General features: G+C 50.9%; 13 protein-coding genes and 1 rRNA gene. 3 read left to right on the top strand and 11 right to left on the bottom strand.

Annotated elements, in window-relative coordinates:
- Positions 1-23 precede the first annotated feature (23 nt).
- The gene (gene tig / locus BQ7483_RS13315; protein ID WP_072546203.1) at positions 24-1,379 is read right to left on the bottom strand and encodes a trigger factor; all 1,356 of its coding nucleotides are present in this window, start codon (positions 1,377-1,379) and stop codon (positions 24-26) included.
- A gap of 410 nt (positions 1,380-1,789) precedes the next feature.
- Here tig and BQ7483_RS13320 point away from each other — a divergent pair, with 410 nt between their 5' ends.
- The gene (locus BQ7483_RS13320) at positions 1,790-2,428 is read left to right on the top strand and encodes an HU family DNA-binding protein (protein WP_072546204.1); all 639 of its coding nucleotides are present in this window, start codon (positions 1,790-1,792) and stop codon (positions 2,426-2,428) included.
- A 261-nt stretch (positions 2,429-2,689) separates the two neighbouring features.
- Here BQ7483_RS13320 and BQ7483_RS13325 read toward each other — a convergent pair whose 3' ends face one another.
- Together BQ7483_RS13325 and lptB are read right to left on the bottom strand one after the other, a co-directional pair.
- On the bottom strand, positions 2,690-4,912 hold the full coding sequence (locus BQ7483_RS13325; RefSeq protein ID WP_072546205.1) for a beta-N-acetylglucosaminidase: 2,223 nt from the start codon (positions 4,910-4,912) through the stop codon (positions 2,690-2,692).
- A 79-nt stretch (positions 4,913-4,991) separates the two neighbouring features.
- Positions 4,992-5,747 (bottom strand): LPS export ABC transporter ATP-binding protein, encoded by a 756-nt coding sequence (lptB, locus tag BQ7483_RS13330; protein WP_072546206.1) that lies wholly within the window; start codon positions 5,745-5,747, stop codon positions 4,992-4,994.
- Between the two features lie 77 nt (positions 5,748-5,824).
- Here lptB and BQ7483_RS13335 point away from each other — a divergent pair, with 77 nt between their 5' ends.
- Both BQ7483_RS13335 and BQ7483_RS13340 read left to right on the top strand, forming a co-directional pair.
- On the top strand, positions 5,825-6,568 hold the full coding sequence (locus BQ7483_RS13335) for an MlaE family ABC transporter permease (RefSeq protein ID WP_072546207.1): 744 nt from the start codon (positions 5,825-5,827) through the stop codon (positions 6,566-6,568).
- Between the two features lie 32 nt (positions 6,569-6,600).
- Positions 6,601-7,371: an ABC transporter ATP-binding protein gene (locus BQ7483_RS13340; protein ID WP_072546208.1), complete on the top strand. Its 771-nt coding sequence runs from the start codon at positions 6,601-6,603 to the stop codon at positions 7,369-7,371.
- A 195-nt stretch (positions 7,372-7,566) separates the two neighbouring features.
- Here the strand turns inward: BQ7483_RS13340 and BQ7483_RS13345 are convergent, their stop codons facing one another.
- The 8 genes from BQ7483_RS13345 to rrf form a co-directional block, all read right to left on the bottom strand.
- On the bottom strand, positions 7,567-8,223 hold the full coding sequence (locus BQ7483_RS13345) for a response regulator (protein ID WP_072546209.1): 657 nt from the start codon (positions 8,221-8,223) through the stop codon (positions 7,567-7,569).
- Positions 8,224-8,228: 5 nt separating this feature from the next.
- A complete protein-coding gene (locus tag BQ7483_RS13350) occupies positions 8,229-10,454 on the bottom strand; it encodes an ATP-binding protein (RefSeq protein WP_072546210.1) in 2,226 nt (741 codons plus the stop codon).
- Between the two features lie 236 nt (positions 10,455-10,690).
- Entirely contained in the window at positions 10,691-12,004 is a 1,314-nt protein-coding gene (der, locus tag BQ7483_RS13355) for a ribosome biogenesis GTPase Der (RefSeq protein ID WP_072546211.1), read from the bottom strand.
- 47 nt (positions 12,005-12,051) lie between these two features.
- The gene (era, locus tag BQ7483_RS13360) at positions 12,052-12,933 is read right to left on the bottom strand and encodes a GTPase Era (protein ID WP_072546212.1); all 882 of its coding nucleotides are present in this window, start codon (positions 12,931-12,933) and stop codon (positions 12,052-12,054) included.
- 86 nt (positions 12,934-13,019) lie between these two features.
- Complete coding sequence (locus tag BQ7483_RS13365; protein WP_022021297.1) at positions 13,020-14,027, bottom strand: beta-ketoacyl-ACP synthase III; 1,008 nt, start codon at positions 14,025-14,027, stop codon at positions 13,020-13,022.
- A gap of 90 nt (positions 14,028-14,117) precedes the next feature.
- On the bottom strand, positions 14,118-14,303 hold the full coding sequence (rpmF, locus tag BQ7483_RS13370; protein ID WP_072546213.1) for a 50S ribosomal protein L32: 186 nt from the start codon (positions 14,301-14,303) through the stop codon (positions 14,118-14,120).
- A 12-nt stretch (positions 14,304-14,315) separates the two neighbouring features.
- Positions 14,316-14,888, bottom strand: a complete 573-nt coding sequence (locus tag BQ7483_RS13375) for a YceD family protein (protein ID WP_022021298.1) — start codon at positions 14,886-14,888, stop codon at positions 14,316-14,318.
- Between the two features lie 377 nt (positions 14,889-15,265).
- A 5S ribosomal RNA gene (rrf, locus tag BQ7483_RS13380) occupies positions 15,266-15,371 on the bottom strand; the annotation flags it as partial.

Consider the following 15,371-nt stretch of genomic DNA (forward strand, 5'->3'; position numbering starts at 1 on the left):
CGCAGCGCACCACCCGCAATATTTTATTCGAACATCTTGTTGAAGTCGGCAGCCGAAATGCTCTTGTGCTCCAGCGTTACCTGAGGCTTCACGGCAGCAGCCAGCTTCGACTCTACCACGCGGTTCACGAGGCCTTCGACGCTCTCTTTCTTCTTCAGCATTTCCTTGGCGTAGTTGTCGAGCAGTTCGTCGGGCACGTTCAGCATGCCATACATGGCAAACTGTGCGCGGGTCGATTCCTTGGCCATGTTGGTGATGTCTTCCTGCTCGACCTTGATATCGTTGGCCTTCACCAACTGCTCCTTGATCAGGTGCCAGGTCAGCTCTTCGATGCTCTTGTCGTAGTTTTCTTCCACGAACTTCTCGCCCTTGTCGGCGTTGTTAGCCAGCATGATGCGTTTCAGCAGGGCGTCGGGGAACTCCAGCTTGCCCACCTTCTCCATCATCACCTTGCGCAGGTCGATGAGGAACTTATAGTCGCTGTCGGCCACAAACTGCTTGGCGATGGCCTCTTTCACCTTGGCGCGGAACTCTTCTTCCGTCTTTACCACGTCCTTACCGAACACCTGGTCGAAGATTTCCTGGTTCAGATCGCCGGGAACGAAACGGGTGATTTCCTCTACCTGGAAGCTGAAGTTGGACTTCACTTCGGCAGCGGCTTCCTTGTCGATCTTCAGCAGCGAAGCCAGTTCGGCCGGATTGCCGTCCCAGGCAGTATGGGGGTTGAACACCAGCACATCGTTCACCTTGGCGTTGGCGAAGATAGCCTTCTGCTCGTCGTTCTTCATATAAGAAGGCATCATCACGGCACCTTCTACCTGGATGCCGCCTTCCTTCGTGTTGCCCTGCTCGTCGAGCTCGGCCAGCAGACCCTTCAGCATGTCGTTGTCGGCATAGGCATCTACCTTCTCGTATTTGCCGTTGCGCTGGGTATAGGCCTTCACCTGGTTGTCTACCATCTCGTCGGTCACCTCGATATCATAGTAGTCCACCTTGTCGGCAGCGCTCACCTCCGCCTTGAATTCGGGAGCCAGGGCGATGTCGAACAGGAACTCGAACTCTTCCTGCGTGTCGAAGTCGATAGTCGGCTGCTTGTCCTCGTTGGGCAGCGGCTCGCCCAGGATGTTCAGCTTATTGTCTTGTATATACTTGTATACAGTTTCAGAGAGCAACTTGTTCACTTCCTCTGCCAAAGCCGACTTGCCATACATCTTCTTAACGAGGCTCATCGGAACCATACCCTTACGGAAACCGGGCATCTGAGCTTTCTGGCGGAAAGACTTCAGGGCCTTGTCTACCTTCTCCTGGTAGTCAGCTTTCTCAAGCTTTACGGTGAGCAGCGCGCTCACCTTGTCAATGTTTTGCAATGAAACGTTCATCGTGACAAATTATTTATTTGATTTATACTATATTCCAAAATCTCAAAATGAGTGCGCAAAATTAGCGTTATTCTTTCAATTATCAAAAAAACCGCCGAGATTTTATTTTTTTGAAGCCCACTGCCCCAAAGATATAAGCCCGTACCGAAAAGCATTTCTCCATTTTTCGGCTTGACTCATTTTTCTTTTCTTTGTCTTCCAATGTCCGTTATTCCCCCCAAAAACCTTTGTAAACCCTAATATAAAGTTTATCTTTGTAGTACATAATCTTCAACCGGAGACTGCGGTTATAAAAACAAAGACTTCGGCCGTATAACCGAAATCTACGGTTATAAGAACGAAGACTGCGGTTCAAGAAAAAAGCCGTAGAGGAAAAGTTTTCAAGTACAAGAAACAGAATAAAGAAGCCTATGGGAAGCTATTATGTCATGAAAGAAATGCCCGACCTGAACGGTACGGGCGAACGCGTTCTCTATCCGCAATTCGCACAGATAGAGCAGATTACTACCCACCAGCTGGCGGAAAGCATCCGCGGGAAGTCGACCTACTCGGAGGGGGAAATCGAGGGCCTCATCCGAATGATAGCCCAGGAAATGGTGCACGAACTGGCGCAGGGACACTCCGTCAAGCTGGACGGCATCGGCACCTTCACCCCGTCGCTGGCCCTGCAGCCGGGCAAGGAGCGCGAAGAACCCGACGGAGAGGGAGGGCACCGCAATGCCCGCAGCATCCTGGTGGGCAACGTGAACTTCCGCGCCGAGAAGAGGCTGGTGCAGGAGGTGAACCTGCACTGCCGACCGGTGCGCGCGCCCTGGAAGGCACGCCGCTCTTCGCAGAAATATACGGAGGAAGAGCGTCTGGCCCTGGCCCTGCACTACCTGGAGGAACAGCCCTACCTCAGCGTGGCCGACTACCAGCGGCTGACGGGCCTGCTGCGCACCGCGGCCACGGAAGAGCTGAGGCGATGGGCCAAACAACCCGACACGGGCATCGAAGCCTCGGGGAGGGGCTCGCATCGGGTGTACGTCCGACGGAAAGAGATGCTGTAAACCCTGAAAAAACAGAAAGAGGGTGTGTCAAAATAGAGGTATCTGTGGCTCTCCTCCTTCGGGAAGGAGGAGTACCCGCCAGGGGGAGGTGGTAGGTGAAAACATGACGCGTTGATTGATAACCTTTCGAGAAAACCTACCACCCCGCCCTTTGGGCACCCCTCCTTCCCGAAGGAGGGGAGTTGAATAGCCTCACTTCATTTTGACACACCCTTTTCGACCATTAAAAATATACAGAAACGACCCGACGGCCATTCAGCCTTATTGTTCCTCAAATCCAAACTGTTTGAAATAGACTTTCTGCTCCTGGTCGGACGCATTGGACAGACGAATCTTCAGCACCTGGCGACCTGCCACATCGGCCTTGAAACGGGTTTTCTGGCGGGGCACAAGCTGAAGGGGGATTTCTTCCCACTGACTTCCGTCAGCGGTCACCTCCAGGCGGATGAGCTTCGGAGCATCGACTGTACCCAGATCCACCGTGAGACTCTTCAGCGTGCGGAGCTGGTCCATCGTCAGCAGGGCTTCGCCACCCGCCTGCCAGCGGATGACTTCATTGGACGGGGAAACGTTGCCCATCTTCCCCTTACGCGTCACCGGCAGAGCGGCCAACTGGGGCACATCGCTGCTCCAGGCATAAGGCATATAGACGGCACGGGCATCCAGATCGGCCAAATAACGTTGATTATATTGCCGGGTGCTTGCCTCGAACAAGGCATAGAATGTGGGAAGCAGGACCTTGGTAGCACACTTTACGCCCGGCTGGTAAGGATTCCGGTTGTAAGTGGTATCCACCTGATACATCAGCACCTGAAGGGCTTTGGCATGGGCATAGGCTTCGCCGAAGGCCGCCCGGTCATCGGGCTCGGCGTGCATCATCCGAAGAACGGCCTCGCCATACTGACCCACCAGCTTGAACTGCATGAGCCAGGGTTGTATCTCGTCGATGAGCGGACGGTTCTCCTGCGAGGCAGACAGAACATCGGCAGCCGTAATGATTTTCCGGCACTCCTCACTGACCTGTCGGCAGGCTGCTTCATCAATGGCATGCTGCTTCTCGTAAGTGGAACGCAGAGCCTCCAAGGCCGGCTGCAGGGCAACGGACTCGTCGCGGCGGAAACGATGCCCGTTGGGACCCAAGTCGGAATTGTGGGCGGCAAAGGTTTCCAGATAGGCGGCATGACGGGGCATCAGGTCCTTGATGGCCCGCTTCCAGGACGCGTCGCTGTCGTAATCGGCAAGGTTCCAGGCATAGTCGGCCACGCTGTACAAAGAGATCTTCGAGGCTTCGGCACGTTCCATCGGATTGGAGACAAAGCCTTCCATCTCATCCTGGATGTCGAGGGCGTTGCCATAGACAGGCCCCATGAGCAGATGGTCGCGCACATAGTCGGATACGGGAAAGTTCCACCAGATGTAGGCCTTGCGCTGCAGGAGCGGGTTGATGAAGTCCATCGTCTCGCGGTCGATGGTGGCAATGACGCTATTGCCTGTCCACATGATCTGGATATCCTTGTTCAACTTCTCACCCAGCGTGGTCAGGTAACCGCCTTCTACATTGGACCAGGCCTTGTTGTACTCCGTGGGGCACATGATGAGCGGCTCCACGTCGCCCTTCACTTTCACGAAATGGTCGTCCAGGTAGTTCAGCAGGTCGGCCTGCTTGTCGGCCTTGGTACCTTCGCCCGAAATGTCGTCGAAGAACACGGCAAAGCCACGTACCCCCAGCTGATACATCTTCTCGAACTTGTCCAGCAGATTCTGGCGGTCTTCGTCGTTCCACTTGATGTCCTGCCCCGGATGGATGGCCCAATAGAAGATGACATTGTTCTCGCGGGCCTTGTCTACCAACTCCTTCAGCTGGGCCGCCTCGCATTCGGGATAGGGCTTGCGCCAGTTCGGAGTGCTGTGATAGGGGTCGTTCTTGGGACCGTACAGATAGACATTCATCTTGTTGCGACCGTAAAAGTCCAGTTGGCGCAGGCGGGCTTCATGACTCCAGGGGGTGCCGTAGAAACCCTCAACCACGCCACGGTAGGGCACGTCAGGGTAGTCGGTAATCTCGGCCAACGGCAACTTGGGAAGTGTCAGCAGCTGTGCCAGCGTCTGCACACCGTAGTAGACACCGCGCACATCGGCACCGGCGATGACAATCTCATTCTTGTCCACCTTCAGGTAATAGCCTTCGGCCTTGGCTGGTATCCGGCGGGCATACTTGCGTACTGCCTTGTCGCCCTTGACGCCTACCGTTATCCGAAAGGCCGCCTTGGACTGACGGTCGGGCAGCAGCGTGCCCAGCAGACGGACGGCACTGGCAGCCGCTCCGTCGGCATCGGCCGAAAGGCTGTAGGCGACAGGCAGGGCAATGCTGTCCTGAAGGGTTTCATACACTTGTGGAGTTGGTTGCAGATGGAAGTCCTGCGCGGAAAGTGTTCCGAGCGACAGGCATCCGACCAAAGCGGATAGGAGAAATTTACTTTTCATGCGATTTTTAATCTTGTATTAGAATGCCACCCGAATTATTCTCCAAGTGGGCAAAAATAAGTTTCCAATAGGGGAAAAGTCAGACCATGAAGTCCTTGCGGCGCAGCACGAAACTGTTGCTCAGGTATTTTTCACGGACAATCTGATTCTCGGCCAGTTCTTCGGGCGTACCCTGAAACAGGATTTTACCTTCGAAGAGCAGGTAGGCACGGCTGGTGATGCTCAGCGTCTCCTGCACATTGTGGTCGGTGATGAGAATGCCGATGTTCTTGTCCTTCAGCTTCCAGACAATCTGCTGAATATCTTCCACGGCAATGGGATCTACACCGGCAAAAGGCTCGTCGAGCATGATGAACTTGGGGTCGATGGCCAGACAGCGGGCAATCTCCGTACGGCGGCGCTCACCACCCGAAAGCTGGTTACCCTTGTTCTTGCGCACCTTCTGGAGGCGGAACTCGGCAATCAAACTTTCCAGCTTGTCCTTCTGATAATCGAGAGGTTTGTTGGTCATCTCGAGCACGGAAGCGATGTTGTCCTCCACGCTCATCTGACGGAAGACCGATGCCTCCTGTGCCAGATAGCCGATGCCCGTCTGGGCACGTTTGTATACCGGATAGTTGGTGATGTCGAGGTCATCGAGGAAAATACGGCCTTCGTTGGGTGTAATCAGGCCCACGGTCATGTAGAAAGAGGTGGTCTTGCCGGCGCCGTTCGGGCCTAGCAGTCCGACGATTTCACCCTGCTTGACGTCGAACGACACATGACTCACTACGGTACGTTTGCCGTATTTCTTCACCAAATCTTCCGTGCGGAGCACCATTTTCTTGTCTTCCATACTTGCGTTAATTTGCCGCAAATGTAGCAAAAATAAAAGATAAAGCCGTACATTTGCACACAAATACTTGACTGAATATGATTAAGGCACTCAGAACAGTGGGAAGATACTTCATGCTGATGGGACGGACATTCTCGCGCCCCGAACGCATGCGTATGTTCTTCCGCCAATACCTCAGCGAAATAGAGAAGCTCGGCGTGAACTCCATCGGCATCGTACTGCTGATATCGTTCTTCATCGGCGCCGTCATCACCATCCAAATCAAACTGAATATCGAAAGTCCGTGGATGCCCCGCTGGACCGTGGGCTACGTGACCCGCGAAATCCTGCTGCTGGAGTTCTCGTCGTCCATCATGTGCCTCATTTTGGCAGGCAAGGTCGGCTCGAACATCGCCTCGGAGCTGGGCACCATGCGCGTCACCCAGCAGATTGACGCCCTGGAGATTATGGGTATCAATTCGGCCAGCTACCTGATTCTGCCCAAAATAGCGGCCATGGTCACCATGATTCCGCTGCTGGTGATATTCAGCATCTTTGCCGGTATCATCGGTGCTTTCGGCACCTGCTGGTTCGGCGGTATCATGACAGCCACAGATCTGGAATACGGTCTACAATACATGTTTGTGGAATGGTTCATCTGGTGCGGCATCATCAAGTCTCTGTTCTTTGCCTTCATCATTGCCAGCGTATCGGCCTTCTTCGGCTATACGGTGGAAGGCGGCTCCATCGAAGTGGGCAAGGCATCGACCAACTCGGTAGTGACCAGCAGCGTGCTGATTCTGTTTGCCGACCTGGTGCTGACGCAACTGCTGATGGGATAAAGTGAATGTGAATTAAAAAAACAACGGAAATCATGATAGAACTGAAAGGACTCTGCAAATCGTTTGAAGGGAAAGAGGTGCTGACAGACATCAGCTCGACCTTTGACAACGGCAAGACCAACCTGATTATCGGACAGAGCGGTTCGGGAAAAACGGTACTGATGAAATGCATCGTAGGACTGCTGACACCCGAGCGGGGCGAACTGCTCTACGACAACCGCAACTTCCTGATAATGGGCAAAAAGGAGAAAAAAGCCCTGCGCAGGGAGATGGGAATGATTTTCCAAAGTGCCGCCCTTTTCGACTCGATGACGGTGCTCGACAACGTGATGTTTCCTCTGAACATGTTCAGCAACGACACCCTGCGCGACCGCACACGCCGTGCCATGTTCTGCCTGGACCGTGTGAACCTGACCGAAGCCAAAGACAAATATCCCGGCGAAATCAGCGGCGGTATGCAGAAGCGTGTGGCCATCGCCCGCGCCATCGCCCTGAACCCGCAATACCTCTTCTGCGACGAACCCAACTCGGGACTCGACCCCAAGACCTCGATCGTCATCGACGGCCTGATTCAGGACATCACCCGCGAATACAACATGACCACCCTCATCAACACCCACGACATGAACTCCGTCATGGGCATCGGCGAGAAAATCATCTTTATCTATCAGGGCCACAAGGAATGGGAAGGCAGCAAGGACGACATCTTTACATCGACCAACGAACGTCTGAACAGCTTCATCTTTGCTTCGGACCTCTTCCGAAAGGTCAAGGAAGTGGAGATACAGAACATAGAAGGATAAAAAAAGCGCCCGGAAAATTCCGGGCGCTTATTCCAACTAAAACCAGTTAATAGAATTGACCTTATATCATCTCGACATATTTGCCATTGTCCTCCGAAGAGAAGCAATGCTTCAATCCGCAACAAATATAACAATTTATCCCCAATAAAAAAATCACGGAAAACCATGACGGACGTCAGGGGAAGTTCGCGAGAGTCACTCGACATCAATCCATCCACCGGCTATTGCTTTCATTATCAAATCAATACTATTCTTTGCATCAAACTTGTTGATGAGACGACGCCGGAAAGTTTCTACCGTATTTTCCGTTATATTCATGGCGGCAGCTATTTCCAAGGTACTCATGCCGCGCGCAATGGCCCGCAATACCTCCAGCTCACGATTGGTAGGCTTGTCCTTGGCAGACAGTCGGGACGAACTGCGGTGAAGTTTCTGCCGGATGGATTCAAAACGGGGACAAGTATATGTGTCACCGGCCAGCACACAAGGGACAGCCGCCTCCATCTCACTGGTGTCGGCACTTTTCAGCAGAATGGCGTTCACGCCACTTTGAGCCAAACGGTTGACCATCCAAATTTCTTCGTGCATGGTATTGATGATGATACGGGCATCGGGATTCACCCGCCTGATCAGAGTAATGAGGTCGAACCCGGACATATCAGGCAGGCTGACATCCAAAATGTACAAGTCATAGTCACGACGGGAAATCAAGGCGGAAGCCTGCGTCCCCGAAGTGACCGCATCGGCCACACGTACACAGGGAATGCGGTTCAATACCCGGCAGATGCCTTCGAGAATCAGGCTGTGGTCATCGACCACCAATACTTCGGCTAATGTTTTGTCTTCTTCCATAAAGGTCATTTTTCTGTGTTATGCAAACGGGCAGATACCCGAATAACGGTACCTGCTCCCAGAGCAGTATCCAGTGTCAGATGTCCGCCAATAGCTTGGACACGCTGGGCAATGGTCCGAAGGCCTATGCCCTTGCTGCGGCGCGAAGCATCGAAACCGCAACCGTCGTCGGCTATCTCAATGGTTACCACTCCCTCCTTCCACGTCAGATTTACCCGAATGAGGGAAGCGGACGCATACTTCACGGCATTGCCCACGGCCTCCTGCACGATGCGGTAATATTCAAAACTAAGAGGTTGGGGCAACTGCGACCAATCGACGCCATCGGTTGCCGTATAGGAAACGGACAACGTATCCGGCAATTGGAGATGGTGTACATAGTCGTCCAGCATTTCATGTAGCGTGGCATACTGAAAAACAGGCGGCATCAGTTCGTGGGAAATGGAACGCAAGCGTTGGCGAGTTTCTTCGAGCATCTTCAACTGACGGTCAAAAGTTCCTGAAGTAACCGCATGGGACGAACGCACATCCATACTGAGAGCCAGCAGGCTGTTGCAAACATCGTCGTGCAGCTCCGTAGCTATGCGGGTACGTTCACTTTCCAAGCCTTCAATGTAACGACGGGTAAGGCGCTGCTCCGTTTCTTTCTGCAGCGTGAGGAATTGTTGCTCTTTCTGCCCGACAGCCTGAGCCAGACGTGCCATCCGGGTGCGCTGGCGTTGACGTGCATATAGCAACAGAATGAGAACTATCAGTAACAGACTGATCACTGCCCCGAAAAAGATGCGACGTTCCAAAGCTTGGGCATGTTCTTCCGCTCGGGCCTGCTCCAAACGTGATATTTTCAATTCCTTCTCTTTCATGTCATACTTGACCGAAAAATAAGACAACTGACTGGTATTTTCGTGACGGAACATGGAGTCGCGCAAGGCATACGCCGTCTGGAGCGCCTGCAAGGCATCTGCCGGACGGTGCAAGGCTATATAACAGTCGGACAGGTCAGCGTACAACTTGAAATCCTGCGTATCGCGATAGCCGTTACGCAGCATGTCGGTCAACTTCTTATAGCAGGCTGTTGCTTCTGCGTAATGCCCCTGGCTCTGCAAGACCACTCCCTTTACACGGTAGTAACGATAGAACTCGACATCGGTCTGCATTTCGGAGGCAAGGTGTTCCATCTTGTCCAGATAGACAGCTGCCTTTTCCGCTTCTCCTACCTGCACATAGATATTGGCTAAAAAACTGTAAGCCTCACACAAACGGCGGCGATTGTTGATTTTCTCCAACAATTCCACAGCCTGGAGCAGTTGCTGGATACCTTCCTGTTCATGACCAGGCATCCGACACAAGACAATACCCAAATTCGTCATGCACGTACCGATGACATGTTCGTTGCCCAGACGACGTGCATAGTCAAGTGCCTTCCGTGACATCACGACTGCCATATCGGGCTGTTTCCATTCGGCATACACCGTTGACAGATTGCCATAGATATAGGCAGCCGTCTGAAAATTGTCCTGCGCCTCACACAAACGGAGCGCCTGCTCAAAATGTGCCAGGCACTCTTCCAGCTTCCGCTGACGACGGTACAACGTCCCCAACTGGTTGAGATTCTCGATAAGCATGGCTGTATCGGCAGCCGCCTCGGAAGCTTGACGGGCCCGGTCGGTATATACAAGAGCAGAATCCGACTGACCTTCAAAGAGGAAGGAACTGGCATAATTGGTCAGCATCGTCCGATAGGTTTCACCCAAATCTGGCACTCCACGGGCTGCGGCCAACCCCTTGTTCAAATAATGGCGGGCTGAATCATACTGAGCATCAATATTGAAATAATAAGCCATGTCGGAAGCCGACTCCACCAACCAGTGACGGTCTCCCATCCGCTCGGCCAGAGCGATGGCACTCCGTTTCAAGGCATATCCCTTTTGGTAATCCGCCTGCTGGAAACAGGCCTCACTCTTCCAGGCATAGTATTCCAGAAAACAGCGAGCCGAACGTGTGCGCACTCCCAACTGGCGCAAAGAATCGGCATAAGCGGAGAGAACAGCAGGATGGGTCCCGTCGGCATAACAGAACCGGCAAACGGCGGAATAAGTATCTACGGCAGGAGTTGCCGCTGCACGACGGAGCAGGTCTTCCAATGTGCCCTCCTCTTCTGCAGCAACACTCTCCCCTCCCTGCCAAAGCATAAACAATAGCAGGCACAACATTCTTCCTATCCTCCTCATAAGCCTTTTTCCCTGGTCTTTGTTGGTTATGGAGGCAAATATAATTATTCTATATTAAATCCAACAATTATTGAAGAACATTTCCATAGTAAAACATCATTTTCAACCTTATCCATACATAAAAAAGAGGATGTGTCAAAATCAAGTAATGTTATTCAATTCTTTTCCCTCTGAAAGGAGAAGAACTAAAGATACTTTATTTTGATACACCCTCTTCTGTTACAGGGCACATCCTGTCATTTCTGACGGATATAGATATTGATAGGAGTTCCGTGCAAGCTCCATTTTTCACGCATCTTGTTTTCAAGGAAGCGGCGGTAAGGCTCCTTGACATACTGCGGCAGGTTGGCAAAGTAGACAAAAGACGGAACTTTTGTATTGGGAAGCTGCGTGATATATTTAATCTTGATATACTTGCCTTTGTTCGAAGGAGGCGGATAAGCCTCGATCAAAGGAAGCATTTCTTCGTTCAGGCGGGCTGTAGGGATACGGGTCATCCGGTTGTTGTAGACATCCCGCGCCTCTTCAAGAACTTTCAGAATACGCTGTTTGGTCAATGCAGAAGCAAAAATAATGGGGAAATCCGTAAAAGGAGCGAAACGGTTACGGATAGCATCCTCAAAGGTTTTCATCACCTTGACCGTCTTCTCTTCTACCAGATCCCACTTGTTGACTACCACAACCAGCCCTTTCTGGTTCTTCTGTATCAAAGAAAAGATATTCAGATCCTGACTCTCAATGCCACGGGTGGCATCCAGCATCAGGATGCAGACATCGGAGTTTTCAATCGAACGGATAGAGCGGACTACAGAATAATATTCCAAGTCCTCGTTCACCTTATTCTTCTTTCGTATGCCGGCCGTATCGACCAGATAAAAGTCAAAGCCAAACTTGTTGTAACGGGTATAAATGGAGTCACGGGTAGTACCTGCTATTTCGGTAACGATGTTGCGTTCTTCACCGATGAAGGCATTCACGATGGAAGACTTGCCCGCATTCGGACGTCCTACAACGGCAAAACGGGGGATGTCCTCATCCAGCAGTTCATCCGCCTCTTTGCGGAACTTGCTCACAATGAGGTCCATCATGTCGCCGGTACCGCTTCCCGTCATGGCCGAGATGCAATAAGGGTCGCCCAAGCCAAGGCTATAGAATTCAGGGGCATTGTATTGAAGCTCGTTGTTGTCCGTCTTGTTGGCAATGAGCAGCACCGGTTTCTTAGCTCTGCGCAAGATAGAAGCAACAGCCATATCCAAATCGGTGACACCGTTCATCACATCGACGACAAAAAGGATGACATCGGCTTCTTCGACTGCCATCAATACCTGCTTGCGGATTTCTTCTTCGAAGACATCATCCGAATTCACGACCCACCCTCCGGTGTCAACCACCGAGAATTCACGGCCCAGCCATTCGGCCTTGCCATACTGCCGGTCGCGTGTCGTACCCGCTTCTTCGTTTACAATCGCCTGGCGGGTCTTGGTCAGGCGGTTGAACAGGGTCGACTTGCCCACATTGGGGCGCCCCACTATCGCTACTAAATTTCCCATACACAAAGGTTTTATTTATCGACCCTCACGGTCGTCATTCATATTCACTAATCCAGCTGATAGCCAAAGTTCCGCAATTCCTTATCCGAATTGCGCCAATCCTTGTCTACCTTTACAAATGTTTCCAGAAAGATGGTCTTCCCGAAGAATTTCTCCAGGTCGCGACGCGCTTCAGAAGCCACTTTTTTCAAAGCACGGCCTTGCTTCCCGATGATAATTCCCTTTTGCGACTCACGTTCCACATAAATGACCGCATTGATATGTATCTTCTTGGCTTCTTCCTTGAATTGCTCCACCACGACCTCCACCGAATAAGGGATTTCCTTGTCATAGTAAAGCAATATCTTCTCCCGGATAATTTCATTGACAAAGAAACGAGCCGGCTTGTCCGTCCACTGGTCTTTGTCAAAATAGGGCGGCGAATCGGGAAGCAAATCCTTCACCCTCCGCATCACATAATCGACATTGAACTTGGTAGTCGCTGAAATGGGTATGATTTCAGCCTTCGGGAGCAATTCCTTCCAAGCATCCACCAACTCTACCAGTTTCTCCTGATTGCTGAGGTCTATCTTATTGATAAGAAGAAGGACAGGAACATCCATCTTCGACACCTTCTCCACAAACTCACTGTGTTTGTCGGGAGTCTCCACCACATCGGTCACATAAAGCAGCACGTCGGCATCGGTCAAAGCCGAAGTCGAAAAGTTCAGCATGGATTCCTGCAACTTGTAGGAGGGTTTCAATACGCCGGGCGTATCTGAAAAAACAATCTGCATATCATCCGTATTATATATACCCATAATACGATGACGGGTTGTCTGTGCCTTGAACGTGGCAATCGATATGCGTTCGCCCACCAAAGCATTCATCAGAGTAGACTTCCCGACGTTAGGATTTCCTACAATGTTCACAAAACCAGCCTTATGCATAAGTCCTCTTTCTTTTGAAACTATGAAAAAAAAACGCATCGAATTCAAGAAATAGGATGCGTTTAAATTTTGTATATCAGTATCGGTTACTGTTCTTTCTTACCATCATATCCCCACTTCACATAAACGGCACCCCATGTAAATCCGGCGCCGAATGCCGTAAAGATAATGTTATCGCCTTTCTTAAGCTTGTCCTCGAAATCCCAGATGCAAAGCGGAAGTGTACCGGCACTGGTATTGCCATAACGCTCGATGTTAATCAACACCTTCTCGTGAGGAACTTCCAGGCGATGAGCCACTGCATCGATAATACGAAGATTGGCCTGGTGTGGAACGACCCAATCAATGGTATCCTTCGTCAAACCATTCTTGGCTGCAATCTCAGCACTCACATCAGACATGTTCGACACGGCATATTTGAACACCGTACGACCCTCCTGATAAATATAATGCATGTGATTATCCACCGTAAAATAGGAAGGAGGACAAACCGAACCACCTGCCTTCATATGCAGGAAAGGAAGGCCTTTGCCATCCGTTCTCAGGATAGCGTCCATGATACCATAATCTTCAGTGGTAGGCTCTATCATGAAGGCTGCCGCACCGTCACCGAAAATCGGACATGTAGCACGGTCGGTATAGTCTACCATCGACGACATCTTATCGGCACCGACAATAATCACTTTCTTATATCTTCCGGAACGAACAAAGTTGGCCGCAGTTTCCATTGCATACAGGAAACCGCTACAAGCTGCCTGCAAATCGAATGCAAAAGCATTCTTCAAGCGAAGCTTGTCGCACAAAATAGAAGCCGTCGACGGGAAATGATAGTCAGGAGTCGTCGTAGCGACAATCACCAGATCAATGTCATCAGGATTGGAACCCGTGCGCTGCATCAATTGCTTGGCAGCTTTGCGAGCCATATATGAACTACCCAACCCTTCCTCGTTGAGGATACGTCTCTCCTTGACACCGATGCGGGTCATAATCCATTCGTCATTGGTATCTACCATTCTGGATATTTCGTCATTGGTCAAGACGTAATCCGGAACGTATCCCCCGACTCCTGTAATTACAGCATTTATTTTTTCCATTCAATTTCTTCGCTAAAAAACACCTAAAAAGGTAATCTGAAAAGTCATACAGGCTTTTCAGATACCTCTATTCAAGTCAGACCGACCGTATCAAACGGCAGCCTCTTTTTCTACAGCAAGTTTACCTCTATAATAGCCACAAGCGCTACATACAGTGTGATATACATGCCATTCACCGCAGTTCGGGCAAATAGCCAATGTAGGAGCTACAGCTTTATCATGAGTTCTTCTCTTTGCAGTTCTTGTCTTTGACTGTCTTCTCTTAGGATGTGCCATTTTCTTAAAACTTTAATTGTTATCTAATATTTTCTTTAATTCATTCCAACGCGGATCAATCGGCGTTTCCACTCTTTCTCCTGATTCTTCCTCCACATCATCCTCCGCGAACGCATCTTCATCATCGGGAGTAGTCCGCAGATGCTTGCTCAGCTTTCTGCTCATTTCCTTATTGCATTTACCGGGCGCATGCACATGCTTCATCGGTATAGCCAGCGCAACGAACTCATACATAAACCATGCCACGTTAATCACGCCTTCATCTTCGGGTATGACAATCAAATTGTCGCCTTCTTCCGCATATTCGGTTCCAAACTTGACGAAAAGCTTGTCGGTCGAAGCAATCGGTTGCTCCATGTCATCCAAGCATCGGTCACATGGTACCCAAACGATACCCTCCGTCTGGAAATCCAACTCAAAGGCTCGGGAAGTCCGCTTTACAACCAAAACCACCTTTACTTTACCCTTCTGAACTTCAGGGCCATCAATATCGGCAAAGAATTGATTGTCCAACACAAACTCATATTGGCAAGAGTCAGCCTGCATGCCTTTCAAGTCTATCTTATATTTATCAAACTTACCCACAGCTATATCTTTCAGTTACTGCAAAATACTCGCAGATATAATTCGGGCGACAAAGATACGAAAAAATATCCTCATTGCATAGGCAAGCATAAAAAATATAATGTTTTTATCAGATTTTATAATAGGAAACAGGCTTTCAACCCCATAACCTTATCGTTTAAGTGCAACGCAGCACTTCCTGAGGTTCTGAGGAAGTGCTTCATGAGGGCGTGAGGAAGCACTTCATGAGGACATGAGGAAGCACTTCCTGAAGAGGTGACGCAGCACTGCGTGGGGAGGCGGGGAAGCGCGGCACGGGAGGGCCGGCCGCGGGGAAGCGTGACGTGCAAAAACGAAAAGTCCCCCGTGACACGTTCGTCACGGAGGACTTCCACTGAAGACGGCGGCTACCTACTCTCCCACTGTTGCGCAGTACCATCGGCGTGACCGGGCTTAACTTCTCTGTTCGGAATGGGAAGAGGTGGAACCCCGGTGCTATAGCCA

Source organism: Mediterranea massiliensis, from assembly GCF_900128475.1.
Lineage (GTDB): Bacteria > Bacteroidota > Bacteroidia > Bacteroidales > Bacteroidaceae > Bacteroides > Bacteroides massiliensis_E.